General features: G+C 60.1%; 22 protein-coding genes, 1 tRNA gene and 1 pseudogene. 14 read left to right on the top strand and 10 right to left on the bottom strand.

Annotated elements, in window-relative coordinates; all coding sequences use genetic code 11:
* Positions 1–15: 15 nt before the first annotated feature.
* A complete protein-coding gene (locus QMK52_RS03660; protein ID WP_320403820.1) occupies positions 16–3,159 on the top strand; it encodes a CusA/CzcA family heavy metal efflux RND transporter in 3,144 nt (1,047 codons plus the stop codon).
* Between the two features lie 74 nt (positions 3,160–3,233).
* Here QMK52_RS03660 and QMK52_RS03655 read toward each other — a convergent pair whose 3' ends face one another.
* From QMK52_RS03655 to QMK52_RS03645, 3 genes are all read right to left on the bottom strand, one after another.
* Complete coding sequence (locus QMK52_RS03655) at positions 3,234–4,688, bottom strand: heavy metal sensor histidine kinase (protein WP_320403819.1); 1,455 nt, start codon at positions 4,686–4,688, stop codon at positions 3,234–3,236.
* A complete protein-coding gene (locus QMK52_RS03650; RefSeq protein ID WP_005784544.1) occupies positions 4,685–5,359 on the bottom strand; it encodes a heavy metal response regulator transcription factor in 675 nt (224 codons plus the stop codon). The genes QMK52_RS03655 and QMK52_RS03650 overlap by 4 nt, the downstream gene beginning before the upstream one ends.
* A 335-nt stretch (positions 5,360–5,694) precedes the next feature.
* Complete coding sequence (locus QMK52_RS03645) at positions 5,695–7,014, bottom strand: OprD family porin (protein WP_320403818.1); 1,320 nt, start codon at positions 7,012–7,014, stop codon at positions 5,695–5,697.
* Positions 7,015–7,239: 225 nt separating this feature from the next.
* On the opposite strand from QMK52_RS03645, the gene QMK52_RS03640 reads away from it, so the two are divergent.
* From QMK52_RS03640 to QMK52_RS27300, 3 genes and pseudogenes are all read left to right on the top strand, one after another.
* Positions 7,240–7,572: a DUF2790 domain-containing protein gene (locus tag QMK52_RS03640; protein ID WP_194440014.1), complete on the top strand. Its 333-nt coding sequence runs from the start codon at positions 7,240–7,242 to the stop codon at positions 7,570–7,572.
* A 105-nt stretch (positions 7,573–7,677) separates the two neighbouring features.
* Positions 7,678–8,454: pseudogene (locus tag QMK52_RS27305) on the top strand (PAS domain-containing protein); the annotation flags it as partial.
* A gap of 108 nt (positions 8,455–8,562) precedes the next feature.
* The gene (locus QMK52_RS27300) at positions 8,563–8,994 is read left to right on the top strand and encodes a methyl-accepting chemotaxis protein (protein ID WP_371920264.1); all 432 of its coding nucleotides are present in this window, start codon (positions 8,563–8,565) and stop codon (positions 8,992–8,994) included.
* Between the two features lie 153 nt (positions 8,995–9,147).
* Here QMK52_RS27300 and QMK52_RS03630 read toward each other — a convergent pair whose 3' ends face one another.
* On the bottom strand, positions 9,148–9,384 hold the full coding sequence (locus tag QMK52_RS03630; protein WP_005784550.1) for a hypothetical protein: 237 nt from the start codon (positions 9,382–9,384) through the stop codon (positions 9,148–9,150).
* A gap of 442 nt (positions 9,385–9,826) precedes the next feature.
* Positions 9,827–10,636 carry an AraC family transcriptional regulator gene (locus QMK52_RS03625; protein WP_320403817.1) on the bottom strand — a complete coding sequence of 270 codons (810 nt, stop codon included), beginning with the start codon at positions 10,634–10,636 and terminating at the stop codon, positions 9,827–9,829.
* 136 nt (positions 10,637–10,772) lie between these two features.
* Here QMK52_RS03625 and QMK52_RS03620 point away from each other — a divergent pair, with 136 nt between their 5' ends.
* Both QMK52_RS03620 and ddlA read left to right on the top strand, forming a co-directional pair.
* Positions 10,773–11,411: a LysE family transporter gene (locus QMK52_RS03620; protein ID WP_005784554.1), complete on the top strand. Its 639-nt coding sequence runs from the start codon at positions 10,773–10,775 to the stop codon at positions 11,409–11,411.
* Between the two features lie 44 nt (positions 11,412–11,455).
* On the top strand, positions 11,456–12,550 hold the full coding sequence (gene ddlA / locus QMK52_RS03615) for a D-alanine--D-alanine ligase (protein ID WP_005784557.1): 1,095 nt from the start codon (positions 11,456–11,458) through the stop codon (positions 12,548–12,550).
* Between the two features lie 80 nt (positions 12,551–12,630).
* Here ddlA and QMK52_RS03610 read toward each other — a convergent pair whose 3' ends face one another.
* The 5 genes from QMK52_RS03610 to QMK52_RS03590 form a co-directional block, all read right to left on the bottom strand.
* Complete coding sequence (locus QMK52_RS03610; RefSeq protein ID WP_194440017.1) at positions 12,631–13,347, bottom strand: polyphenol oxidase family protein; 717 nt, start codon at positions 13,345–13,347, stop codon at positions 12,631–12,633.
* A 27-nt stretch (positions 13,348–13,374) separates the two neighbouring features.
* Entirely contained in the window at positions 13,375–15,204 is a 1,830-nt protein-coding gene (gene ggt, locus QMK52_RS03605) for a gamma-glutamyltransferase (RefSeq protein ID WP_320403816.1), read from the bottom strand.
* Between the two features lie 36 nt (positions 15,205–15,240).
* The gene (locus QMK52_RS03600; RefSeq protein ID WP_005784562.1) at positions 15,241–16,020 is read right to left on the bottom strand and encodes a PhzF family phenazine biosynthesis protein; all 780 of its coding nucleotides are present in this window, start codon (positions 16,018–16,020) and stop codon (positions 15,241–15,243) included.
* A gap of 127 nt (positions 16,021–16,147) precedes the next feature.
* Positions 16,148–16,224 (bottom strand) — tRNA-Met (locus QMK52_RS03595).
* A gap of 237 nt (positions 16,225–16,461) precedes the next feature.
* Positions 16,462–17,013: an RNA polymerase sigma factor gene (locus tag QMK52_RS03590; protein WP_005784564.1), complete on the bottom strand. Its 552-nt coding sequence runs from the start codon at positions 17,011–17,013 to the stop codon at positions 16,462–16,464.
* A 263-nt stretch (positions 17,014–17,276) separates the two neighbouring features.
* Between QMK52_RS03590 and QMK52_RS03585 the strand changes: the two genes are divergently transcribed.
* Genes QMK52_RS03585 through sctR form a run of 8 tightly spaced genes read left to right on the top strand, consistent with a single transcriptional unit; the run spans position 17,277 to position 25,256 of the window.
* Positions 17,277–18,341 (top strand): TyeA family type III secretion system gatekeeper subunit, encoded by a 1,065-nt coding sequence (locus QMK52_RS03585; protein ID WP_320403815.1) that lies wholly within the window; start codon positions 17,277–17,279, stop codon positions 18,339–18,341.
* Positions 18,338–20,431 (top strand): type III secretion system export apparatus subunit SctV, encoded by a 2,094-nt coding sequence (gene sctV / locus QMK52_RS03580; RefSeq protein ID WP_320403814.1) that lies wholly within the window; start codon positions 18,338–18,340, stop codon positions 20,429–20,431. The genes QMK52_RS03585 and sctV overlap by 4 nt, the downstream gene beginning before the upstream one ends.
* Before the next feature lie 37 nt (positions 20,432–20,468).
* A complete protein-coding gene (locus QMK52_RS03575; RefSeq protein WP_005784569.1) occupies positions 20,469–21,374 on the top strand; it encodes an FHA domain-containing protein in 906 nt (301 codons plus the stop codon).
* Complete coding sequence (locus QMK52_RS03570; protein WP_005784571.1) at positions 21,371–22,729, top strand: FliI/YscN family ATPase; 1,359 nt, start codon at positions 21,371–21,373, stop codon at positions 22,727–22,729. The genes QMK52_RS03575 and QMK52_RS03570 overlap by 4 nt, the downstream gene beginning before the upstream one ends.
* Positions 22,716–23,144, top strand: a complete 429-nt coding sequence (gene sctO / locus QMK52_RS03565; protein WP_005784574.1) for a type III secretion system stalk subunit SctO — start codon at positions 22,716–22,718, stop codon at positions 23,142–23,144. Before QMK52_RS03570 ends, sctO begins: the two co-directional genes overlap by 14 nt.
* Positions 23,141–23,596, top strand: coding sequence for a type III secretion system HrpP C-terminal domain-containing protein (locus QMK52_RS03560; RefSeq protein WP_005784576.1), 456 nt, complete (start codon positions 23,141–23,143; stop codon positions 23,594–23,596). The genes sctO and QMK52_RS03560 overlap by 4 nt, the downstream gene beginning before the upstream one ends.
* Complete coding sequence (locus tag QMK52_RS03555; RefSeq protein ID WP_194440021.1) at positions 23,593–24,606, top strand: FliM/FliN family flagellar motor switch protein; 1,014 nt, start codon at positions 23,593–23,595, stop codon at positions 24,604–24,606. The genes QMK52_RS03560 and QMK52_RS03555 overlap by 4 nt, the downstream gene beginning before the upstream one ends.
* The gene (gene sctR / locus QMK52_RS03550) at positions 24,603–25,256 is read left to right on the top strand and encodes a type III secretion system export apparatus subunit SctR (protein ID WP_005784580.1); all 654 of its coding nucleotides are present in this window, start codon (positions 24,603–24,605) and stop codon (positions 25,254–25,256) included. Before QMK52_RS03555 ends, sctR begins: the two co-directional genes overlap by 4 nt.
* Position 25,257 lies beyond the last annotated feature (1 nt).

Raw genomic sequence — 25,257 nt, 5'->3', positions numbered from 1 at the left:
TGCGAGTGACTCCCCATGTTTGAGCGCCTTATCCAATTCGCCATCGAGCAGCGCATCATCGTGTTGCTGGCGGTACTGTTGATGGCCGGTGTCGGCATCGCCAGCTACCAGAAATTGCCCATCGACGCGGTACCTGACATCACTAACGTGCAGGTGCAGATCAACTCGGCGGCCGCCGGTTTTTCGCCGCTGGAAACCGAGCAGCGCATCACCTTTCCCATCGAAACCGCCATGGCCGGCCTGCCGGGCTTGCAGCAGACGCGTTCGCTGTCGCGTTCCGGTTTGTCCCAGGTCACGGTGATTTTCAAGGACGGCACCGACCTGTTCTTTGCCCGCCAACTGGTCAACGAGCGCCTGCAAGTGGCCCGAGGACAATTGCCCGATGGCATCGAAACCGCGATGGGGCCGATTTCCACCGGGCTCGGGGAAATTTTCCTGTGGACCGTGGAAGCTGAGGACGGTGCGCGCAAAGAGGACGGTACGCCTTACACCCCCACCGATTTGCGGGTGATCCAGGACTGGATCATCAAGCCGCAGTTGCGCAACGTGCCGGGCGTGGCCGAGATCAATACCATCGGCGGCTTCGCCAAGGAGTATCAGATTGCGCCGGACCCCAAGCGCCTGGCGGCCTATAACCTGACGCTCAACGATCTGGTGACCGCGCTGGAGCGCAACAACGCCAACGTCGGTGCCGGTTATATCGAGCGCAGCGGCGAGCAGTTATTGATCCGTGCGCCGGGCCAGGTGGCATCAATCGATGACATCGCCAATATTGTCATCACCACCTCGGACGGCACGCCGATCCGCGTGCGCAACGTGGCCCAGGTCGACATTGGCCGCGAGCTGCGCACCGGCGCCGCCACCGAAAACGGCCGCGAAGTCGTGCTGGGCACCGTGTTCATGTTGATCGGCGAGAACAGCCGCAGCGTGTCCCAGGCAGTGGCGAAAAAGCTTGAGGAGATCAATCGCTCGCTGCCCGAGGGCGTGGTGGCGGTCACCGTCTACGACCGCACCAACCTGGTGGAAAAAGCCATCGCCACCGTGAAGAAGAACCTCTTCGAAGGCGCGTTGCTGGTAGTGGCGGTGTTGTTCCTGTTCCTGGGCAATATCCGTGCGGCGCTGATCACCGCCATGGTGATTCCGCTGGCGATGCTGTTCACCTTCACCGGCATGTTCACCAACAAAGTCAGCGCCAACCTGATGAGCCTCGGTGCGCTGGACTTCGGCATTATCGTCGACGGCGCGGTGGTGATCGTCGAGAACGCCATCCGCCGCCTGGCCCATGCGCAGCAGCGTCACGGCCGCCTGCTGACCCGCAGTGAGCGCCTGCACGAAGTGTTCGCTGCTGCCAAAGAGGCGCGACGGGCGCTGATCTTCGGGCAGTTGATCATCATGGTGGTGTACCTGCCGATCTTTGCTCTTACCGGGGTGGCCGGGAAGATGTTCCACCCGATGGCGTTCACGGTGGTGATTGCCTTGCTCGGCGCGATGATTCTGTCGGTGACCTTCGTACCGGCGGCGATTGCGTTGTTCGTCACCGGCAAGGTCAAGGAAGAAGAAAACTTCGTCATGCGTAGCGCACGCCGGGTGTATGACCCAGTGCTCAATTGGGTGATGACGCGCCGCGCCTTGGTATTTGGCCTGGCGCTGCTGACCATCGTCGTATCGGGCCTGGTCGCCAGCCGTATGGGCAGCGAATTTATCCCCAGCCTCAGCGAGGGAGACTTCGCCCAGCAGGCGCTGCGCGTACCTGGCACCAGCCTGACGCAATCGGTGCAGATGCAGCAGCAACTGGAAAAAACCTTGCTGGCCCAAGTGCCGGAAATCGAGCGGGTATTTGCGCGCACTGGTACGGCGGAAATCGCCTCCGACCCGATGCCGCCGAATATTTCCGACAGCTACGTGATGCTCAAACCCAAGGACCAATGGCCGGACCCGAAGAAGTCCCGCGAGGCCCTCATTGCCGATATCCAACGGGCCAGTGCGATTGTGCCGGGCAGCGCGTACGAGCTGTCGCAACCGATCCAGCTGCGCTTCAACGAGCTGATTTCCGGGGTGCGCAGCGATGTGGCGGTGAAGGTGTTTGGCGATGACATGGCGGTACTCAACAGCACCGCCGGGGAAATCGCCGAGACCCTGCAAAAGCTCAACGGCGCCTCGGAAGTGAAGGTGGAACAGACCTCCGGCTTGCCGGTACTAACCATCAATATCGACCGCGACAAGGCCGCTCGCTTTGGCCTGAATGTGGGCGATGTGCAGGACACCATCGCTGTCGCCGTCGGTGGGCGTCAGGCCGGTACGTTGTACGAAGGTGATCGGCGTTTCGACATGGTGGTGCGCTTGTCCGACGCGCTGCGCACAGACATCGAAGGCTTGTCACGGCTGTTGATTCCGGTGCCGGCGCTGGCCGGTAGTACCTCGGGGCAACTGGGCTTTATTGCCTTGTCCCAGGTCGCCAGCCTCGACCTGGTGCTGGGCCCCAACCAGATCAGCCGCGAGAACGGCAAGCGTCTGGTGATCGTCAGCGCCAACGTGCGGGGGCGTGATATCGGCTCGTTTGTCGAGGAAGCCGAAGCCGCCATCACCACCCAGGTGAAAGTCCCTGCCGGCTACTGGACCACCTGGGGCGGGCAATTCGAGCAGTTGAAAGAAGCCTCCGAGCGCCTGCGTATCGTGGTGCCGGTGGCGTTGCTGCTGGTGTTCGGCCTGCTGTTCATGATGTTCAACAACCTCAAGGACGGCTTGCTGGTGTTCACCGGGATTCCGTTCGCGCTGACTGGTGGAATCATGGCGCTGTGGCTGCGGGATATTGCGCTATCGATTTCGGCAGGGGTGGGCTTTATTGCCTTGTCCGGTGTGGCGGTGCTCAACGGGCTGGTGATGATCGCCTTTATCCGCAACCTGCGTGAAGAAGGCCGCTCGTTATCGGTGGCAATCCACGAAGGCGCACTGACCCGCCTGCGCCCGGTGTTGATGACCGCGCTGGTAGCGTCCCTCGGGTTTATCCCCATGGCACTCGCCACCGGCACCGGCGCCGAAGTACAGCGCCCGTTGGCGACGGTGGTGATTGGCGGGATTATTTCTTCGACTTTGCTGACATTGCTGGTGCTGCCGGCGTTGTACCAGTGGGCCCATCGCCGTGAAGAAGAGGCCGAATAACAATCTTGAATGCACCACACAACCAATGTGGGGGGGGCGGTGCGACGATTCGACTTGCTCCCGATAGCGGCAGGTCAGTTGATACATGTGTTGACTGACACACTGCCATCGGGGGCGAGCCCCCTCCCACATGAGATCTCTGTTGTTTGCAAAGGAAACACCAGGCTAAACCGTGTGAAACGCCCCGGCTGGCTGGTGACATGAGCATGCCCCTGATGCAAATGCATGATCGATTTCACTATGGCCAACCCCAGCCCGTTGCCGCCTTCGGCGCGGGTACGACTGCTGTCGGCGCGGTAGAAACGTTCGAACAGGTGCGGCAGGTGGTGCGCGTCGATGCCTCGGCCGGGGTTACCCACCGACAGCGACACGCTCTGGCCGTAGGTTTCCACCAACAGCAGGATGCTCGAACCTTCAGGCGTATGGCGAATGGCATTGGAGAGCAAATTGGAAATCGCCCGCTGGATCATCAGACGATCCCCAGTCACCCAGGCCTCGCCGCGCAGGCTCAGGGTGACGTGTTTGTCTTCGGCACTCAGGGCAAACAACTCCATCACGCGCTGGGCTTCCTGCGCCAGGGACACCTCGGTGAATGAGGCCCGCGCCGCCGGATGGCTGACCTGGGCCAGGAACAGCATGTCACTGACGATGCGAGCCAGGCGTTCGAGCTCTTCGGTGTTGGATTCCAGCACCGCCTTGTATTCCTGCGGCGGGCGCTCACGCGAGAGGGTCAACTGGGCCTTGCCCATGAGGTTGGTCAAGGGCGCGCGCAGTTCGTGAGCCAGGTCATCGGAGAATTGCGACAGTTGCTGCACCCCGGCATCCAGGCGGTCGAGCATCACGTTGATGCCTTGGGCCAGTTCACCCAGTTCGTGGGGCAAGTTGTCCACCGACAAGCGATGGGTGAGGTCCTGGGTCGTGACTTTCGCCGCCACCTGGCTGAACTGCTTCAACGGCGCCAGGCCACGTTGCACCAGCCACCAGGCGCCCATGCCGATCAATATCAACAGCAGCGGCAGCGCAATCAGCGTGGCGCGCAGGTAGGCACTGAGCAATGCCTGGTCGTCCATGCGGTCCAGGGACAGCAATACTCGCACACGTTCACCGTTGGCCAGGCGCATCAGGCTGGAGGCGCTGAGTATTTGGTTGCCGTAGCTGTCGACCCAATTGAGATAGCCAATGGTTTCCCGTGGCTTGAAGTCGGTGAGCAGTGGTTCCTGGGGCTTGCTGCCGACGTTCAGCAGCACGCTGTTATCGGGCGCGGTACCGACGATTGTCAGGTGGAAATTGTCGTGGCCCATCACCAGGTCCATCAGCGAATGTGGGCGGCCGCGAATACCATGGACGTCCAGGCCCAGGGCGAGGCTGTGCTGGATCTGTTCCATCTTGCTTTCCAGGTTCTTGCGCGCCAGTTTTTCAAGCTCATGGGTGAGGGCCAGGTAGGCGAGGGTCGCCAGCAGCAACACCAGGCCCGCGCCCATCAGGCTGACGGTCAAACCCAGGCGCATCGACAGGCTGCCGGTTTTCATGGGCGCGCCTCCAGCACGTAGCCGACGCCGCGAATGGTGTGGATCAGCTTGACCTCGCTCTGGTCGTCGACCTTGGCGCGCAGGCGGCTGATGGAGACTTCCACCACATTGGTGTCGCAGTCGAAATTCATGTCCCACACCAGCGAAATAATCTGCGTGCGGGTCAGCACTTCACCGCTCTGGCGCATCAGCACCTGCAGCAGGGCGAATTCCTTGGTGGTCAAGTCGATGCGCCGAGTGCCGCGATAGGCGCGGTGGCGACGCGGGTCCAGTTCCAGGTCCGAGACGCGGAACACTTCCGGCTGGGGGATGTGTTCGCTGCGCCGCAACAGGGTGCGCACCCGCGCCAGCAGCTCGGGGAACTCGAACGGCTTGACCAGGTAATCGTCGGCGCCCATGTCCAGGCCCTTGATCTTGTCCGCCAGCCTGCCGCGGGCCGTGAGCATCATCACCCGCTGGTTGCCATTGCGGCGCAGTTGTTCCAGCACTTGCCAGCCATCCTTGCCCGGCAGGTTGACGTCCAGAATCACCAACTCGTAGGCATGCTGCTCGGCCAGGTGCAGGCCATCAATGCCATTGGCGGCGCAGTCGGCCACGTAGCCGCTTTCGTTCAAACCCTGTCGCAAATAGTCAGCGGTTTTTTGCTCGTCCTCAATCACAAGGATACGCATGGGGGTTACCTCTTGAATGATGGAGAGAAGGCGCCCATGTCCTTATGGCGGCTGTTATCAAAGTGGGAAAAGTCTGAAGGCTGAAGTAACTCTAGGGTCAACTGCGACCGTCGGTCGCACCGCGCCGCAGGCAAAAAAAACGCCCCAAGCGGGGCGTTAAAAATTCATCTCTTTCCAAAGGAGCTACACAAAAGCTTCAGAGATGAACGTGCTCGGTAAATAAGTTGGCGCGAGTATAGAAAGTTGAACTTAACGAGAAGCTGAGGCCAATATTACAATTTTGATAACCGGCTATTTGTGAACAGATGTTAGTTAATCGCGAGCGAATGTAAGTGTCACAAAACGGCCAGTGGATATTCGGCAATCAAGCGAACTTCTTCCAGATCGGACTCAAAGGCACTTGAGCGCACGGTGGCCTGGCGCAAGCGCAGGGACAAATCCTTGAAACGCCCACTTTGCACCACGTACTTGGCCTCGATATCCCGTTCCCAACGGCGTTGATCGGTCAGCGGGTTACCCGCCGCATCGCGACGCATATACACGGTGTTGGCATTGCTGTAGTCGGCGCCGGTGCCCTTGCCGTAGCGGGTCATGAACGACAGGCCCGGGATGCCGAACGCCTGCATGTCCAGGTCGTAGCGCACCATCCATGAGCGCTCCTTGGGCGAATTGAAGTCGCTGTACTGGATCGAGTTGTTGAGGAAGATCGAATCAGACTGGCGCAGGTAGTCGAAGTCATCGTCCCCATTGTTGCGCTGGTGCGACACGGCCAAGCTATGGGCGCCGACCTTGACCCCAAGCCTGGCGCTCCAGATGTTGTTGTCGAATTCGCCGAGCCGTTTGCGGCCTTCGTCCACGGCCTTGTAGTAGTTGAAATCGCCGAACAGTGACACGTCGTCGGTCAGCGCATAGTTGGCATTGCTGCCCAGGTAGTACTGATCCCAGGCGTCCTTCAAGCGGCTGCTGTAGAGGCTCAAGCCAAGGTGGCTGTTGAGTTGGTAGTCTCCGCCGAAGTAGGCGATCCAAGGCGAGTCGACCTTGCCCGCATAGAACGTCGCAAAGCCTTTGTTCATCCCGCTTTCATTGGGCTGGCTCATGCCGCTCAAGCGTCCGCCTTGCAAGCTCAGGCCATCCAGGCTGGTGTTTTGTACGGTGAAACCGCGAAAGCTTTGGGGCAATACCCGTGAATCGCCGTACGCCACTACGGGCGTCAGCGGGAATACGTCGCCGGCCTTGATTACCGTATCCAATACCCGCAGTTTCGCCGCGCCGCCGAGTTTGCTGTAGCGGTTTTCGGGCTGATTGGCGCTGTCCACTGGCAACACACCGAACGAGCCCTTGCCGCCACTGCGGCCTGCACCGGAGTCGAGCTTGAGCCCCAGCATGGCAAACGCGTCCAGGCCAAACCCCACGGTGCCTTGGGTAAAGCCGGATTCGAACCGGCTGATCAGCCCCTGCGCCCAGGCTTCGGAATAGCCGTTACCGGTGGGGCTGGATTGGCCCTTGCGATCGTCGCGATTGAAGTAAAAATTGCGCGCCAGTACGTTCAGGCTGCTGCCTTCGATAAAACCCTCGGGCTTTTCCTGCCCTGCCGCCACGGCCAGGGGCAACGCGGCCATCAGTGAAAAGGGAAGGGTGTAGTGACGAATATTCATGATGCGCTCCTCGGTGATGGCAGTTATCGGCTTCTTATAGAGGCAGGCGTTCTTATTGATCTGGCCCAGGCTGATAGTTGCAAACGGCGTATAACAGGCGCATTGCGTGAAGATTACGATTCTGGAAACTAACGGCCATCTAACAAATACGTAATGTTCTGGTGAACCTGGCGTCAGGGTTGGTTGGTTAGTCTCGACACTTAACTTTTAGTCGAGGACTTGGTCATGAACTTCTATACAGTGGGTTTGGGCGTATTAACGGTGGTCTTGTCGTTCGGTGCACTGGCCGAAGGCGGAGGGGATCGCACCTTTGCCCTGATGATGGAGCGCAACGAGAAAGCCATGGCCGCTTACGCGATCAAAAAAGGCAAGGCAGTACCCCAGGTGCAGACCTATCGCTACGGCATGGATCTGGATATCGCCAAGGTGGTCAACGTGACGCCGCCGATCCGCTCGTGCAACGCCGTGCCGTCGCGCATGACCTATGAAGACTCCAGCGGCAAGCTCAATACCCTGGAATATCAAGTGATGGGTGTGTGCCGATTCAATGGGGGCTGATGGCGCTGAAAATATAGTTCGACTTGGGCTGCAAGCTCTCTTTAGAAAATTGCGCCAGCGCCGATGCAGATTAGGACGCCCACCCCATTTGCCTAATGGTGCCCCATGTTCAATACCCGCCTGAAGCAGGAGCTGACCGCTCTGCGCGAAGAATTGTCGAGCTTGCTACAGGTGAAAGAGAGCCTGGAAAGCGAAATGCTCGTCCTGACGCTGGACGCCGAAGGCCGGGTGGAGTGGGCGAATGCCAACTTCCTGCAAGAACTGGCTTATTCATTGAGTGAGATTGTGGGGCGTGCAATCGAAGACCTAGTACCGGCCCATGTGCGCCAGGATGAGTTTCAGTTGCGCTTCAAGCACGCCCTGGCCCGCGGCGAACACTTCGCCGGCGCCGTGCGCCTTATGCGTGGCAATGGCAAGGAAGCGTGGTTGCGCTCGATCGTGCAGCCGGTGCGCAGTTCGCAGGGGCATATCAAGCATTTTTCGATGTTCTCCAGCGACCTCACCCGCACCATCGAGAGTTCGCGTGAGCATGAAAACCTGATCACCGCGCTGATGCGTTCCACCGCGTTGATCGAGTTCGACCTGGACGGAAACGTGCTCACCGCCAATGACCGCTTCCTCAGCAGCATGGGGTACAGCCTGGCGCAGATTCAGGGTAAACATCACCGTATGTTCTGCGAACCGCAGGAATACAACAGCGCCGAGTACCAGCAGTTCTGGAAGCGCTTGAACGCCGGTGAGTTCGTGGCGGCGCGCTTCAAGCGTGTGGACAGCCACGGTCGCCTGGTGTGGTTGGAAGCCACCTATAACCCTGTGCTGGACGCCAACGAACGGCTGTACAAAGTGGTCAAGTTCGCCACGGTGATCACCGAGCAGGTCAACCGCGAGCAGGCGGTGGCCGACGCCGCCAACATTGCCTACAGCACCTCCTTGCAAACCGACGACAGCGCCCAGCGCGGCACCACCGTGGTCACCCAGGCGGTGGACGTGATGCGCGACCTGGCCCAGCACATGCAACAGGCCGGCGAAGGTATCGAGGCGCTGAACGCTCAGTCCCAGGTGATCGGCAGCATCGTCAAGACCATCAGTGGCATTGCCGAGCAGACCAACCTGCTGGCGCTCAACGCCGCCATCGAAGCCGCGCGTGCCGGTGAGCAGGGGCGTGGCTTTGCGGTGGTGGCCGATGAAGTGCGGCAACTGGCTTCACGCACCAGCAAAGCCACCGAGGAAATCGTCGGCGTAGTGCGCCAGAACCAGGACATGGCCCGCGATGCGGTTGCGCTGATGGCCGACGGTCGCCTGCAAGCCGAGCAAGGCCTGGCCCTGGCGGCCGAGGCGGGTACGGTGATTGTGGAAATTCAGGACGGTGCGCAAAAAGTGGTGAGTGCGGTCGGGCAGTTCGCCAATCAGTTGTCGAGCTAAAGAGCACGTTCGGACACCAAACTCGATTTTGGCGACAACAGAACCCAAATGTGGGAGCTGGCTTGCGTGCGATAGCATCACCTCGGTGTACCTGATGTACCGAGGTGTCTGCATCGCAGGCAAGCCAGCTCCCACATGAGTTTTGTCGTGTTTTCAGGTGCGTGGCATGCACTCGATGGTGCGGTTTAGCACGGTCTTGGCCATCTCCAGCAAATGCCACGCGGCATGGATTCTGGCACGGTCATGGGGTTGCAGGTGATCGCAACAGTCCCACACGGTGGCAGAGGCGCTGTTGATCAGGTGTGAGATATAGAGTTGAGCGTCTTCGAAGCTGAGGTCTTCGTTGACGACGAGGCAGTCCATGGGTGGATCGGGAAGTGCTTTGGTCATGGTGTAACTCCTATTGGGCATGGGAGCGACCACCAACGCTGCTAAACGTAGGGTGGCAGCTGTACGCGGGTTAGCAGACCGGTCAATAGGAAAACCAGCGCACCCGAAGGTGCCCCGCGCACAGCCACCATAAATGCAGATGTGGACCGTGTGCCTATTGAACTCAGGCTGCTAAACCCGATCACTGAAATCCAGCGACGGACCGAAGACTAGCCATCGATTCCAACAGGCACAAGGCGGCAGGGATTGTCTCGGAAACGTCCTGCAATTTAAAGGGACACAGCTTGCTGGCCCTTTACAAACCATGACCAAATGCCAGCAACACCACCTCATCCAACTGTGGGAGCTGGCTTGCCTGCGATAGCGGTGTGCCTGATACACCGAGGTGTCTGCATCGCAGGCAAGCCAGCTCCCACAGTTTGAACGTATTCCAACCCAGCACTCAGCGTCCGAGCATCTTTACCCAACGCGATGGCGGCATCCCGTATGTGCTGCGAAATTGCCGGGTCATGTGGCTTTGGTCGGTGAAGCCTGCGGTCATGGCCGCATCCACCAACGATTGGCCCTGGGCCAACAAGTGGCGCACCAGGTCCAGTCGGCGCATGGTCAGGTAGCGGTAGGGGCTGGTGCCGAACAACAAGCGAAAATCCCGCGATAACGCCCAGCGGTCGCGGTCGGCATGGTCGGCTATTTCATCCAGGGTGATGCTGCGGCCCAGGGCGCTGTGGATAAATTCACGGGCGCGTTCGGCGGCTGCGTAGTCGAAGGATTTACGGCTGACGACGACACCGGATGCCTCGCTCAGGGCCTGGGCCAGGTCGAACATGGCGTCCTGCTCTTGCATCGGGTCAATCGGGCAATCCAGGCTTTGCAGCAATACCTCGCTGGCACGGTGCAGCCGAGCGTCGGTGGACAAGCCGCCGGGAATGAAAGGCAAGGGTTTGCCGCCGAGGATCTGCTGGATCAGCGCCGGCTCCACATAAATCATCCGGTACTTGAAGCCTTCATCGCTGCCGGCACGGCCGTCGTGGGTTTCGTCCGGGTGAATCACCATGGTGGTGCCAGGCATGCTGTGGGTCATGCCACCGCGATAATGAAAACTCTGCACGCCGAACAACGTGCGCCCGATGGCGTAGGTGTCATGGCGATGGGGGTCGAATGCGAAACCGGCAAAGTACGCCTCGATACGGTCCAGGCCGCTGGCGTGCGGGGCGCGGTGCAGCCAGTCGAGGGAGTGGGTGGGTTTGCCCATGGTGACTTGTCACAGAAGGAGGTGGGAACACGTTAACCGAGTCTGCCGCGGTTGTCTGCCTGGGGTCTTGTACGATTGTGCAGGCGTCGGCCGGGGCCTATGATCGCTGTTCGTCTACTACGCTGGTGAACCCTCCATGGATGTTTTCAACCCTGCCTATGTGGCGCCGCTGGTCTCGCTCGCGCTGCTGTGGACGGTCGCCGTGGTGACCCCCGGCCCCAACTTCTTCAATACGGCGCAATTGGCCGCCAGTTGTTCGCGACGTCACGGCGTAGTGGCGTCGGCGGGCGTAGCGACGGGCACGATTATTTGGGGGCTGGCAGGTGGCCTGGGTATCAAGTCGCTGTTTACCGCCGCGCCCATGTTGTACCTGGCGTTCAAGATCATCGGCGGTTGCTACCTGATCTACCTTGGGCTAAAGCTGTTCAAGCGCTCGGCGCCGACAACGGGGCAGGCGGTGTTGCCCGATGAGCCGCGACGTTCATTATTTTCCGCATGGCGTTTCGGTTTGCTCGGCAATTTGTCCAACCCCAAGGCCGCTCTGTTCGTCGCCACGGCCTTCGCCTCGACCATGCCGCCCTCACCCTCGCCGACGTTGCTGACCTTGGCGGTCATCACCATGGCTACGTTGTCGTTCAGTTGGTATTCCAGCGTAGCCTTGGTGTTTTCCAGCGAGCGCATGGCCAACCTCTACAGCCGTTCGCGCAAGTGGCTCGACCGCTTTGCCGGCAGTTGCTATCTGTTGTTCGGGGCGCATCTGGTGGCGAACCGCTGACTACCCGTGGTAAGAAGCCTTACTTTCAACAGTGAGGCCAGGTCATGAGCAAGGTGCGGGTAGGTATTATTTTTGGTGGCCGTTCGGCTGAGCATGAGGTCTCGCTGCAATCGGCGCGCAACATCGTCGATGCCCTCGACCGTTCGCGCTTCGAGCCCATCCTGATCGGTATCGACAAGGCCGGCCACTGGCACCTCAACGACACGTCGAACTTCCTGATCAACCAGGAAAACCCGGCCCTGATCGCCCTCAACCAATCCAACCGCGAATTGGCGGTGGTGCCCGGCAAGGCCAGCCAGCAGGTGGTGGAAACCTCCGGGCAGGGCCTGCTGGAACATATTGATGTGATCTTCCCGATTGTCCACGGCACCCTTGGCGAAGACGGTTGCCTGCAAGGTTTGCTGCGTATGGCCGACTTGCCTTTCGTCGGCTCCGACGTGCTTGGCTCGGCCGTGTGCATGGACAAAGACATCAGCAAGCGCCTGCTGCGTGACGCGGGTATTGCCGTCACGCCGTTCATCACCCTCACCCGTGGCAACGCGGCGCGCACTTCCTTTGAAGCGGCGGCGAACAAGCTCGGCGTGCCGATGTTCGTCAAGCCCGCCAACCAGGGCTCCTCAGTGGGCGTGAGCAAAGTCGGCAACGAAGCCGAGTACCGCGCCGCGGTTGAACTGGCGCTGGGCTTTGATGAAAAAGTGCTGGTGGAGTCCGCCGTGCAGGGCCGTGAAATCGAATGCGCTGTATTGGGTAATGATCACCCCATCGCCAGCGGTTGCGGCGAAATTGTGGTGAGCAACGGCTTTTATTCCTACGACAGTAAATACATCGACGATCAGGCCGCCCAAGTGGTGGTGCCTGCGGCTATCAGCCATGAAGCCAGCGAGCGAATTCGCCGCCTGGCCATCGAAGCCTTTGAGGTGCTGGGTTGCGCAGGGCTGGCGCGGGTGGATGTGTTCCTGACGAATGAGGGCGAAGTCCTGATCAACGAGATCAACTCACTGCCCGGTTTTACCCGCATCAGCATGTACCCCAAGCTGTGGCAAGCGGCGGGCATGAGCTACAGCGAGTTGGTGAGCCGGTTGATTGAGTTGGCGCTGGAGCGACATGCGGGGCGCAAGGGGTTGAAGATCAGCCGCTGATTGCTGGTGGCTTGCGGTTCAAGGGCTGCTTCGCAGCCCAGCGGGAGCAACCTCCCTCGCCACAAGGTACGGTATGTCCGTCAGGTCGTACGAGCAATCCACGAATAGATCAATGTCTTCGGCTCCTCCAAGTGATGCGTCCTCCTGCGATAGCTGGCAAACGTCGGTGACGTGCAATAAGTGCACACGTCACTCACCTCGATCTGCTCGCGCTTGACCCCCGCCGCTTGCAGCAACAGCAGCCCATACCCGCTCAAGTCAAACCAGGCACTTCCCGCTTGCCTGGCGTGGGGCGGTGTAATGTGCGGAGCTTGTAGCGGTGTCGTTTGCTCAATGCTCCAGGGCGCCTGGCTGTCCTCCCATAGGTGGCCTTGATCCGCTTGGAACTGGGCAATGAACGTTTCACTCACCTCATAGCAGCAAGGCTTGATCGACGGCCCAATTGCCACCCGCAACTGGTCCGCGCTAATGCCTTCATCGATAAAACGCTGCACGGCATTGCCGATAATCCCGCGTTGCAGGCCCTTCCAGCCGCCATGAATGGCGGCCACTAAATCACCGCCTGCGATCAGGATGGGCAAACAGTCGGCCGTGATGACCGCAATTGGCTGCCGGCTCCGGGTGAACACCCCGTCCGCCTCAACCGTATTAGTCACTTGGCCCGACTGCCATTCAATCACCGACGCGCTGTGCACCTGCTTGCAGATGAACACATCATCAGGTCGCAGCGGGTCATCAATCGAACAAAAACCGTGATCGACGCCGGGTAGGGCGCCGAGATTGTGGGCTGTGTGCACCGTGCATTCTCCGTTGATCAAAACCCCTTAGTCACCCAGCGCCTCACCTTCACGCCGAGGGTCAGCACCGCCGCTCAATGTCACCTTGCCCTGGGCATCCCGCGTGCGCACGATGGCCTGCACGCCGCTGGTCATATCGATCTCGCTCAGGGCATGGCCCTTGTCCTTGAGCGCTTGTTTGAGCGCAGGGCTGAACAGGCCGGTTTCCAACTCAGTGGCGCCATTGCGGCTGCCGAAATTCGGCAGGCTGATGGCCGCTTGCGGGTCGAGCTTCCAGTCGAGCATGGCCACCAGGGATTTGCTCACGTACTCGATGATCTGCGAACCGCCCGGGGAGCCCACGGTGGCCAGCAACTCACCACTGTTGCGATCGAACACCAGGGTCGGAGCCATGGCCGAGCGCGGGCGCTTGCCGGGTTGCACGCGGTTGGCCACAGGCTGGCCGTTTTCTTCGGGGATGAACGAGAAATCGGTCATCTGGTTGTTAAGCAAAAAGCCTTGGACCATCACGTGGGAGCCGAACGCCGCTTCCACGGTGGTGGTCATCGACACCGCGCCACCCTGGTCGTCCACCGCCACCACTTGCGAGGTGGAGATGCGCAGCGGCGAGCGATCCGGTGCATACGCCACTTGAACGCCCTCCGGTTGGCCAGGCTTGGCGACCTCCATGCTGCGCTCGCCGATCAGCGCGGCGCGCCGGGCCAGGTAGTTGGGTGCAACAAGGCCGGCAACCGGCACGGGGGTGAAGTCTGCATCGGCCACATACAGGGCGCGATCGGCAAAGGCCAGGCGCCCGGCTTCGGCAATCAGGTGCACGGCCTCGGGTGTCGGTTCAAGCCCGGCCGGCGAAGTACTCTTGGTCGGGGTCATCGGCGCGATCGCCAGGCGCGGGTCGCGGGTCTGCAGCGCCTGCAAGGTGCCAAGGATCTGCGCCACGGCAATCCCGCCAGAGGAGGGCGGCGGCATCCCGCAGATTTTCCATTGTTTGTAGTCGGTGCACAGTGGGGCGCGCTCCTTGGCGCTGTAGCCCTTGAGGTCGGCTACGGACAAGCTGCCGGCATTGTGATTGCCCTGCACCTTGCGTGCGATCTCATCGGCAATCGCCCCGTGGTACAGCGCATCCGGCCCTTCCTTGGCGATGCGCTTGAATACCTCGGCCAGCGCCGGGTTTTTCAACAGCGTGCCGGTGGCTTTGGGCGAGCCATCGGCATTCAGGAAGTACGCCGCCATCTCGGGCGATTGCGCGATAAAGCGATCCGCCGCGATCAAGCTATGCAAGCGCGGTGAAATGGCAAAGCCCTGCTCCGACAGGCGGATCGCCGGCTCGAACAGCTTTGCCCATTGCAGATGGCCGCTCTTGTTGTGCGCCATTTCCAGTGCGCGCAATACACCCGGCGTACCGACAGAGCGCCCGCCAATTTGCGCATCGGTGAACGCCATCGGCGTGCCGTCGGCCCTCAGGAACAAGCGCTCGGTCGCCCCCGCCGGTGCGGTCTCGCGGCCATCGTAGGCCTGCACGTTTTTGCCATCCCACAGCATGATGAACGCACCGCCACCAATGCCGGAAGACTGTGGCTCCACCAGGGTCAGCACCGCTTGCATCGCAATCGCCGCGTCGATGGCCGAACCGCCTTGGCGCAACATCTCGCGTCCGGCCTCGGCAGCCAGCGGGTTGGCGGCGGCGGCCATATGACGCTCGGCGTGGCGGGTATTCAGGTCAGTGCGGTAGCCCGAACCCAGCTCCGGTGCTGGTGGTTGTTCGGTGACAGACGTGTGGCAGGCCGCAAGGGCCAGGGCTGCTGCGATGACCGTCAACTGACGGCGGGAAGTCAAAAACACGCGCTGAACTCCGTTCATTTTGAGAATGATCTGTTGTCCTTCGGGAACTGCGTTTTACAGATAAATCGTGCCTTGCATGTACAGCACCGCCTTGCCGGAGATAATCACGCGGTCGCCCTTGAGTTCACAGCGCAACTGGCCCTTGCGCTGGCCGCCTTGCTCGGCGGTCAGTTGCAACTTGCCCAGGCGCTCGGCCCAGAACGGTGCCAGCGAAGTGTGCGCCGAGCCGGTGACCGGGTCTTCATTGACCCCCACATTCGGGCCGAACCAGCGTGAGACGAAATCAAACTGTGTGCTTTTGGCGGTGACTGCAATCCCACGTTTGGGCAGGCCCTTGAGCCGTGCGAAATCGGGTGTCAGTGCCGCCACCTGCGCTTCATTTTCCACCAGCACGATGTAGTCATCGGTGCCAAACACCTCGGCAGTCTCAATGCCCAGTGCGCTCAACATTCCGGCCGGTGGCTCGCAGCGTTGGGGCTGTTTGGCCGGGAAATCCATCGCCAGTTCATCGCCATTGCGCGTCACCCGCAACTCGCCGCTGCGCGTGGCAAAACGCAGCACTTGCGGCGCATCGGCCAGCATATGAATCAATACCCAGGCCGCCGCCAAGGTGGCATGGCCGCACAGGTCTACCTCGACTTCGGGGGTGAGCCAGCGCAGCTCGTAGAACTCGCCACGGGGTACAAAAAACGCGGTTTCCGAGAGGTTGTTTTCAGCCGCGATATTCTGCAGTTGCTCGTCGGGCAACCATTCGGTGAGCGGGCACACCGCCGCCGGGTTGCCGCCGAAGGGGTGTTGGCTGAAAGCGTCGACTTGGTAGATGTCCAGTTTCATCGGGGCACTCCGCATTTTAGGGAGGCTGGACACTAACAGTGGGGGTGGGGGGCGTCAAAATACAGTTGGGGAGTTTTTTACGCGCACAAAAAAACGGCCTACCTTTCGGTAAGCCGTTTTTAGTACTTGGTGGCTACACAGGGACTTGAACCCCGGACCCCAGCATTATGAATGCTATGCTCTAACCAACTGAGCTATGTAGCCAAGTGGCGCGCATTATTCGCTCGGAACGGCAATGCGTCAAGTCTTTTTGTTGAGTTTTTTTCTACGCTTTCAACCGTTTAACCGAAAACGCTGCTTTGGGTGACAGGCGGCAGGGAGGGGCGCTGGCCGATGCGCTCTGTAGCGGGGGCAGATGCAGAGCATTGGTGTCTATCAGGCCAAGTCTGACAGTGTTGGGCAGATATCCCTGTCGCCCAACGCTTGCCCGGCTAATTCAGCTTAGCGATGCAGGGGGGTGTGGGTCACGCGCTTGAGCTGTTCGCGTGCCCGTGACAGGCGCGAGCGCACGGTGCCGATAGGGATGTCCAGTACGTCGGCGGTGTCCTGATAGCTACCGTCGGTTTCCAATGAGGCGTACAGCGTCTTGCGCATCTCGGTCGGCAAGTGATCGATAGCGCTCAGGGTATTTTCCAGGCGCCGGTTGATCTCAAACTCCCAATCCAGACTGTGGGTATCTTCCTGGCCATGCCACAGCGACTCATCGAATTCGCAATGTGCGGGTTTGGCATACAGGCGCCGAAAGTGATTGCGGATCAGGTTCTGCGCGATGCCGCACATCCAGGTGCTGAGCGTTGCGGTGCCGCTGAAACGGTCGCGATTACGCCAGGCTTCCAGGTAGGTCAATTGCAAAAGATCATCCGCATCTTCCGGGTTAAGCACGCGTTTATGAATAAAGCGGCGAAGCTTTTTCTGTTGATCGTCTGTCAGATGAAGCATGAATTGAGGCGAATTGCCACCAAGGTGAACTAAGGCTTCAATAGGAATATTCATGATTTTTTCCTTAAGGTAGACGCAGTCGAAACGTATCGACAGGAACCCGATTGCACTGCTTGTGCCAAACAGAAAAAATCACGTAACTACTTAATTTATATATATAAATATCTTGAATTGATGCTTTTTTGCGCAGACTTTTGCACGTGAGGATTAGAGGTCCGTGCAAGTATTTTCAAACCTGCCGTCGTCTCGATTTTCAATGGAACCATATGGGTAGGCTTTGCCACACAGAGACACACTCTTCCTGAACTGGCCTGTCCATGAAAGTCGAATCGCGCAACGATGTGCCAACGGTCCAACGCCTGGATCAACCTGTTATCAGCAATACTGCCGTGCCTGCGCCTGCGAAGGGTGTTGATGAACTGGCCCAACTGTTCACTCAGGAAGTAGAGCTCAATAAACTTCCGCTGGCCCAGCGGCAGATGGGCCCGCGCGTGCCTGCTGCGGAACAACTGGTGCAGCTTTATGACCAGTTGGGGCATCCGGCCCAGGCGAGCATGGCCTCGGTTTCTCGCCGCATCAGGATGCAGTTACTGCAAAACGCCAGCGTCGACAAATTGCTCGACCTCACAGGCGGCGACCCGGCGCGTGCGTTCGTGGTCCTCAAGCACGTGGCAAGCCAGGCGGACACTGAACTGCGTAAATCCGAGGCTGCCTTGGCCCGCGCAGCCATTGCCAAATTCGAGGCGCGTTTCAAAGGAGAAATCCAGGCTGGCCTGAACATTGCCGTCGCTTTGCAAGCAACCGGCGCAGACCCGCAGGAACGCCAGGCGCTCCGCGCGCTCTACTATGCCAGCGTGGTCACGCGCCAATCGCTGGCGACCATGATGCAAGCCCTGCTGGGCGTATACGGCGGCGAGCGCTTCTATGAAGGGCTCAATGTGATGCGTAAAGCCTTGGCAGACGATATCGCGGCCCGGGTGTCATCGATGCCCACCCCACTGCTGCGTTCTTTGCTGCTGGGCCTGCGAAGTTGTGGGCAGTTGGGCACCGTATTGGCCGATTGCCTGGCGTTCAACCTGCGACTGGGCATCGATCAGGATGCCGTTTCCCTGCTGCAGCGCCTGCTTGGATACGCCGACAGCGGCATTGCCGCCGAGGAAATCCTGCGGTTGGGGAATGAGATGGGGAGTGGTTCGCCCTCCAGGCAACTGGCCGCTCTCAACGCGCTTTACCCTCTTATCCGGCAGTTGCCGTTGGCCTTATGGTCTGACAGTAGAGTCCGTGAGGAAACCTTGTTCAGGTTTGTAGCGGTGATGGACGAGCTGAACCGGATCGACGGTGGTACCCAGCGTTTTCCTGAGTTGGCCGGGGTTATGACGTGACCCTGCTGTCGACCATCAACGGCTTGCTGCTCAAAGTGGCACAGCGCGCAGAAGTGCTGGGCGCCGTGGTGGTCATGGCCATTGTTTTTATCTTTATCGTGCCACTGCCGACCTGGCTGGTAGATATTCTGATTGCGCTCAATATCTGCATATCTTGCCTGTTGATCGTACTGGCGCTTTATCTACCAGGCCCTCTGGCGTTCTCATCGTTCCCATCGATCCTGTTGCTGACCACCATGTTTCGTTTGGCGCTGTCGATTGCGACCACGCGCTTGATCCTGCTGGAACAGGATGCCGGTGACATCGTCGAGGCCTTCGGCAATTTCGTGGTGGGGGGAAACCTGGCGGTAGGGATGGTGATCTTTCTGATCCTGACCCTGGTCAACTTCCTGGTGATCACCAAAGGCTCGGAGCGAGTCGCCGAGGTGGCGGCGCGGTTCAGCCTGGATGCGATGCCGGGCAAACAGATGTCTATCGATAGCGATCTGCGTGCAGGGCTGATTGACGGCATGCAGGCGAGGGACAAGCGTGAGCAGTTGTCGCGTGAGAGCCAGCTGTTCGGGGCCATGGATGGGGCGATGAAGTTCGTCAAGGGCGACGCCATCGCCGGCTTGATCATCGTCGTGGTCAACCTGTTGGGCGGCTTCTCCACAGGAATGTTCCAGCACGGCTTGAGCGCAGGCGATTCGATGGCGTTGTATTCGGTACTGACGATCGGCGATGGCCTGATTGCACAGATTCCGGCGCTGCTGATCTCTTTGACTGCGGGCATGATCATCACCCGTGTTGCGCCGGATGGACGCAAAGGCGTCAGTAACATGGGCGTCGAAATTGCCCGGCAAATGACCAGCGAGCCCAAGAGTTGGATAATTGCCTCGGTGGGAATGCTTGCGTTTGCCGCAGTCCCTGGCATGCCTACTCTGGTATTTATCCTGATCGCGCTGATCACCGGCAGCGTGGGTTACTACCTGGTGCGCCAGCGTCAACACCAGGCAGGGCCTTCCAACGAGGCCGCCGAAGTCGTTCGCCCTGAAGAGAACGGTAAAGAGGACTTGCGCGGCTTTGACCCGTCGCGCCCTTACCTGTTGCAGTTTTCCCCTGTTCTGCGTGGCACGCCTGAAGTGACGAATCTGATTCACGGGATTCGCCAGGCGCGAAATTCGCTGGTCGCCAATATTGGCCTGACATTGCCGCCGTTCGAAGTCGAGCTCGATGACTCCCTGGCCCCTGATGAGATGCGCTTTTGTGTGCATGAAGTCCCCATGGTCAGGGCGTCAGTGGTCAATCATATGGCTGTTGAGCGCATGGCGTTTGAGGTTGAGCCAGAGCACGCCATCGCCGGGTTGGCTGAGCGCGATGAACAGGATTGGCTCTGGTTGGCCCCTGACGATCCGCTGCTTGATGATCCGCAACTGGAGCGCTTCACCGCCACGAGCCTGATCCTGGAGCGTATGAGGAAGGCGATGATGCTCAGCGGGCCACAGTTCCTGGGGATTCAGGAGAGCAAGTCGATCCTGAGTTGGCTTGAGCATAATCAGCCGGAACTGGTGCAGGAACTGCAGCGCATCATGCCGCTGTCGCGTTTTTCTGCGGTGTTGCAGCGCCTGGCCAGTGAAGGTGTCCCGCTGCGGGCGGTGCGGCTGATTGTCGAATCGCTGATCGAGTACGGACAGCATGAGCGTGAGCCGGAAGCCCTGGCCGACTATGCACGCATTGCTCTCAAGGCGCAGATCTATCACCAGTACAGCGAAGCCGACGGCCTGCACGCCTGGCTGTTGTCTGCGCAAAGCGAAAACATCCTGCGCGAAGCCCTGCGCCAGACCCAGACCGGGGTGTTCTTTGCGTTGGACCAGGATCACAGCGCGGCGTTTATCAACCTGCTCAATCAGGCCTTTACCTTGAGGGCCAAGAGCAAGAGCGTGATGTTGGTGGCGCAGGACTTGCGCAGCCCCTTGCGGACTTTATTGCTCGAAGAGTTCAACCATGTACCGGTGCTGTCTTTCGCTGAGTTGGGGAGCACATCCAAGGTCAAGGTGTTGGGGCGCATTGACCTCGGTCAGGAAGCATTGATGCGTGGCGCAGCGGCATGATTTCGCAGCCATGGACAGTACGAAGGAGGGCTCGATGATGTATGAGTTACGCGTGCTTGATGGGCTGCGCCAGGGCGCTGCGTTGCCGTTGTTCGGCGAGCGATGGAGCATCGGTGCCCAGCCGGACGCTGACCTGGTGCTGAGCGATCCTGGGGTCGCCGAGCATCATGCCCTGCTGCAGTTTTGCGACGCTAACTGGTCGGTGCAGGCCCAGGCGCAGCTGGTGTACGGGGCTGATGGCCAGGCCTTGGCGCAGATCCCGAGCCTGGCGTTGAACGCGCCCTTTCTGGTGGGCAGCGTGAGATTGTGCGTCGCCTTGGCAGATCATCCATGGCCTGGGCCTGAACCTGAGGCCCCGGTATCTGCAGCATTGCCATCACCGGAACAACCTGTGCAGACACTGCCGTTATCGTCCATCTCACCCTCGCAGCAAAAGCGGTTGATCAGCCTGATGCTGGTGGTGGCGGTAGTCATCGCAGTGGTGGGCATGGTTTCAACCGGGGAACATGACGCGCAGGCTTCGCTGATGCCATCGGTGATTGGCAAACAAGAGTTGGCTTCACCGTTTGATGTGCGTCAGCAGTTGTTGAAAATGCTCGGCGAGCGTGAGCTGAGCCAACGGATCGACTTGCAAGTCATCAACGGTCAAGTCGTGCTAAACGGCGATGTTTCCCAGGACGACGTGGAGCTGGTGTCGCGGATGCTCAGCCGCTTTGGTGAGCAATTCGACAGTATGGTGCCGGTGATCAGTCGTGTACGTGTGCGAGATGACGCCTTGCCGTTCAGGATCGTGCAAATAGTCGGCGGACCTAACGGCCATGTGGTTCTGGAAGAGGGTAGCCGGCTCTTTTTGGGGGATCAGGTGGACGGCTTGCGCCTGGTGCTGATCGACAACAGCAAAGTGGTTTTTGATGGCGCACAGCGTTACGAGGTGCACTGGTGAGTACCTCCGAGCAAGCGCGTCTGGACGCCTGGCAGCAACGCCAGGCCCAGGCGCTTGGCAGCTTTGCGCCGGTGTCCATGCGCGGGCGAATCCAGCGCGTCAACGGTATGCTGCTGCAGTGCCGGCTGCCTCAGGCGCGTATCGGTGACTTGTGCCAGGTGGAAAAAGGTCCGGGTGACTGCATGCTCGCTGAAATCATCGGTTTTGATCAGCAGGATGCGGTGCTCAGTGCCCTTGGGAACCTGGAAGGCGTGCGCGTGGGGGCGCCGGTCGAGCGCCTGGGCGTGTCGCATAGGGTGCAAGTCAGCGAGGCGCTCCTGGGCCAGGTTCTGGATGGTTTCGGAAGGCCGATTACGGGCCAGGGTGCCAGCGCATTTGTCGAATCCGAACTGCCGGATACCAGCCCGGTGTTATGTGAAGCGCCCTTGCCCACCGAGCGGCCGCGTATCAACCGTGCGCTGGCCACCGGGGTGCGGTCCATCGATGGATTGATGACGCTCGGTGAAGGCCAGCGTGTCGGTCTGTTCGCCGGGGCCGGTTGTGGCAAAACCACCTTGTTGGCCGAGATCGCCCGTAACGTCGAATGCGATGTCATCGTGTTCGGCTTGATCGGCGAGCGGGGGCGCGAGCTGCGTGAGTTTCTCGACCATGAGCTCGATGAGCAACTGCGCTCCAAAGCGGTACTGGTGTGTGCCACGTCTGATCGCTCCAGCATGGAGCGTGCCCGCGCCGCTTTTACCGCCACGGCACTGGCTGAAGGTTTTCGGCGCAAGGGCCAGCGGGTGTTGCTGCTGATTGATTCCCTGACCCGTTTCGCCAGGGCCCAGCGTGAAATCGGCCTGGCTGCCGGCGAACCCCTGGGGCGCGGAGGCCTGCCGCCTTCGGTGTACAGCTTGCTCCCGCGCTTGGTGGAGCGCGCCGGGTTGACCCGTGACGGCGTGATCACAGCGATCTACACAGTGCTGATTGAGCAGGACTCCATGAACGACCCGGTGGCCGATGAAGTACGTTCATTGCTCGACGGCCACATCGTGCTGTCGCGCAAATTGGCTGAGCGTGGGCACTATCCGGCGGTGGATGTGTTGGCGAGCCTTTCACGAATATTGAGCAACGTTGCGGCGCCAGAGGATATTCAGGCGGGCACGGCGTTGCGACGGTTGTTATCGGCGTACCAGCAGATCGAGTTGATGCTCAAGCTGGGCGAGTACCAGCCTGGCAGCGATGCGTTGACGGACCTGGCCGTGAACAGTCGCCAGGCGGTGGACGGTTTCCTGCGCCAGGATTTGCGTGAGCCGACACCGATGGCCGTCACGCTGGAGCAACTCAAGGAGCTGACGACCTATGTCCCCTTCTGATGTGCTGCACGATGAAGTGCAGATGCTGCGTTGCCTGCGCAGGCACAGGGCCGATCGTGCCGAACGTGCCCTGCGTGAGGCCAAGCGTGCGCAGCAGGCCCTGCTCGCGCATATCCAGCAGGCCCAGGATGCACTTGAACACGCTCGGCAGGAGCAAGCCCGGCAAAGTGCTGAGTTGCTCAGTCAGCACCAGGGCCAGCTCTTGACCTTGGCGGGCCTGAAATCCTGGAACGCACAGGAGCGCTCCTTATCCGCCAGTACCCAGCGCGAAGAGGGGCAGCTTGAGGCGCTGCGCAACCAACGGCAAGAAAAGGAACACCACGTTGGCAGTGCTCAGAGGCAAGCCACCGAATGCCTGCGACAGGTGGAGAAGTTACAGGAGCTATCACTTTTGCTTGCACAGGAGCCGACATGACCCAGGTTGCGAATAAACCCACTGAACGACCCCCCCTGCGTGAGCGCGAAGAGCGTGAGTCAGGAGCGGCGGGCGTGGTTGCGTGGGAACAAGGGCGACTGTTTGCGCGTTTGTTTGCGGGTGATGGGGAGGGCGCCGGGACGAGCGCCTCCTTGTCGCGAAAAAAATCTGCGGCCGGTATTGCCATGATCGAGGCGCTGGCCGAACAACTGACGCCTCGTGTGTTGGCCGGTTCGCAGTGGCCGTTGCAGGCAGTGTTGTACTTGCCACGCCTGGGGCGGATCAACGCCAGCGTGCGCCGAGAGCAGAGCGGCTGGGCCATTGGACTGGAAGCGGAACACGACGCCACGGCCCGCTGGCTCAGCGGCGTACGGCAACAGTGTGAGGACCGTTTTACGCAAGCGCTGGGGCTGCCGGTCAGCCTTCTTTTGCCAAGCGTCGGCAACCCATGATCGTACCGCTACTGACATTACCTTCGATCCAGAGTGACGGGGTTGCCGCACGCCGCCAGCTGGGTCGCGGCCTGTACCTGCCGTTCCATGTTGCGGGTCAGGCCGGTGAGTTGCGGCTTGAGCCTGGGCGTGCGCCTGTTGGCGGTGACGTGGTGTGCTTCGACACGCAGTGCGGTGTGCTGGCGCTCGCCAAGGCGGGGCCGTTGCTTAGCCTGCTGGGCGAATGTCCGGTGACCCTTGCAGGGGTCGACAACGAACCGGATTCCTGGTTCTGGACGTTGTTTCAGTATTACCTGAGCCCCGAAGTGCGAGCGCTGTTGGGTTATGTGCGATTGCTACACACCGGGCGACCAAAGGGCTTTGGCTGTCGCCTCACCGTGACCCTGGGGGCATCGTGGGTTGAGGGTTATGTGTGGTTGAGCAGCGAAAGCTTTTTGGCTTTGTACGAGGCGGGGGCCTGGCGGGCCACGGCTGCGCCGCTGCCGTTGTCGTTTCAACTGGCAATTGCCGTGACCCTTGGGCGGTTGCGGTTACCGATTGTACAGGCCGGCAGTCTGCGAGCCGGCGATGTGCTGCTGCTTGAACAGACCTTTTTCCAGGCCCGGGGCAGCGGTTATGTGTCGGTCGGCAGAGAGCGCCTGCATGGCGGCATTGACGATGACACCGGGTGGTTACGTTTCACTCTTACTTCTATCGAGGACGTGTCTGTGGACGAAGATTTAGATGTACCTCATCACTCGGGGCATGAAGACGATGAACCCGTAATGGACGTATTCGGCCCCGAGCCGTTCGATGAATTGAGCATGACGCTGAGCGTACGCTGCGGAACACTGAACCTGACCCTGGGGGAGTTGCGTAACCTCGTGCCCGGCTCGGTACTGGGCATTACCGGCTTTGCCCCAGGCATGGCGGGTCTGTTTTATGGCGATCGGCCCATCGGCCAGGGGCAGTTGGTGGAAGTTGACGGGCGCCTGGGGTTGCAGTTGTCCCGAGTGGTGTTCGGTCGATGATACTTCAAGGGCTGGACCCGATCGTCCTGGCGATATTTCTGGGCGCGCTGTCGTTGATGCCCATGCTGTTGGTGGTCTGCACAGCCTTCTTGAAAATCGTGATTGTGCTGATGATTACCCGCAATGCCATCGGCGTACAGCAGGTACCTCCGAGCATGGCCATCAACGGAATCGCTCTGGCGGCCACCTTGTTCATCATGGCGCCGGTGGGGTACGAAATCGCCGAGAATATCAAGGCGTCGCCTCTGGACATGAGCAACGTGCAAACGTTTCTGCATACCGGCAATGAGGCCATCAACCCCTTGCGTGCATTCATGCTGCGTAATGTGGACGCGGATGTGCTGACCCATCTACTGGACAATACCGCACGTCTGTGGCCTGCGAAAATGGCTCAGGAGGTACAGCGTGAGGATCTTATCCTGCTGATCCCGGCCTTTGTGCTTTCGCAATTGCAGGCGGGGTTCGAGATCGGGTTCTTGATCTATATCCCCTTCATCGTGATCGACCTTATTGTTTCCAACCTGTTGCTGGCGCTGGGTATGCAGATGGTCTCGCCGATGACCATTTCCCTGCCGCTCAAGCTGCTGCTGTTCGTGCTGGTGTCTGGCTGGTCGCGGTTGCTCGACAGCCTGTTCCTTTCCTATCTCTGAG

It is taken from the genome of Pseudomonas sp. P9_2, from assembly GCF_034008255.1.
In the GTDB taxonomy this organism is placed as follows: Bacteria; Pseudomonadota; Gammaproteobacteria; order Pseudomonadales; family Pseudomonadaceae; genus Aquipseudomonas; species Aquipseudomonas synxantha_A.
Note: the sequence above shows the minus strand (reverse complement) of the source record. Positions and strands in the feature narration are given on the sequence as shown.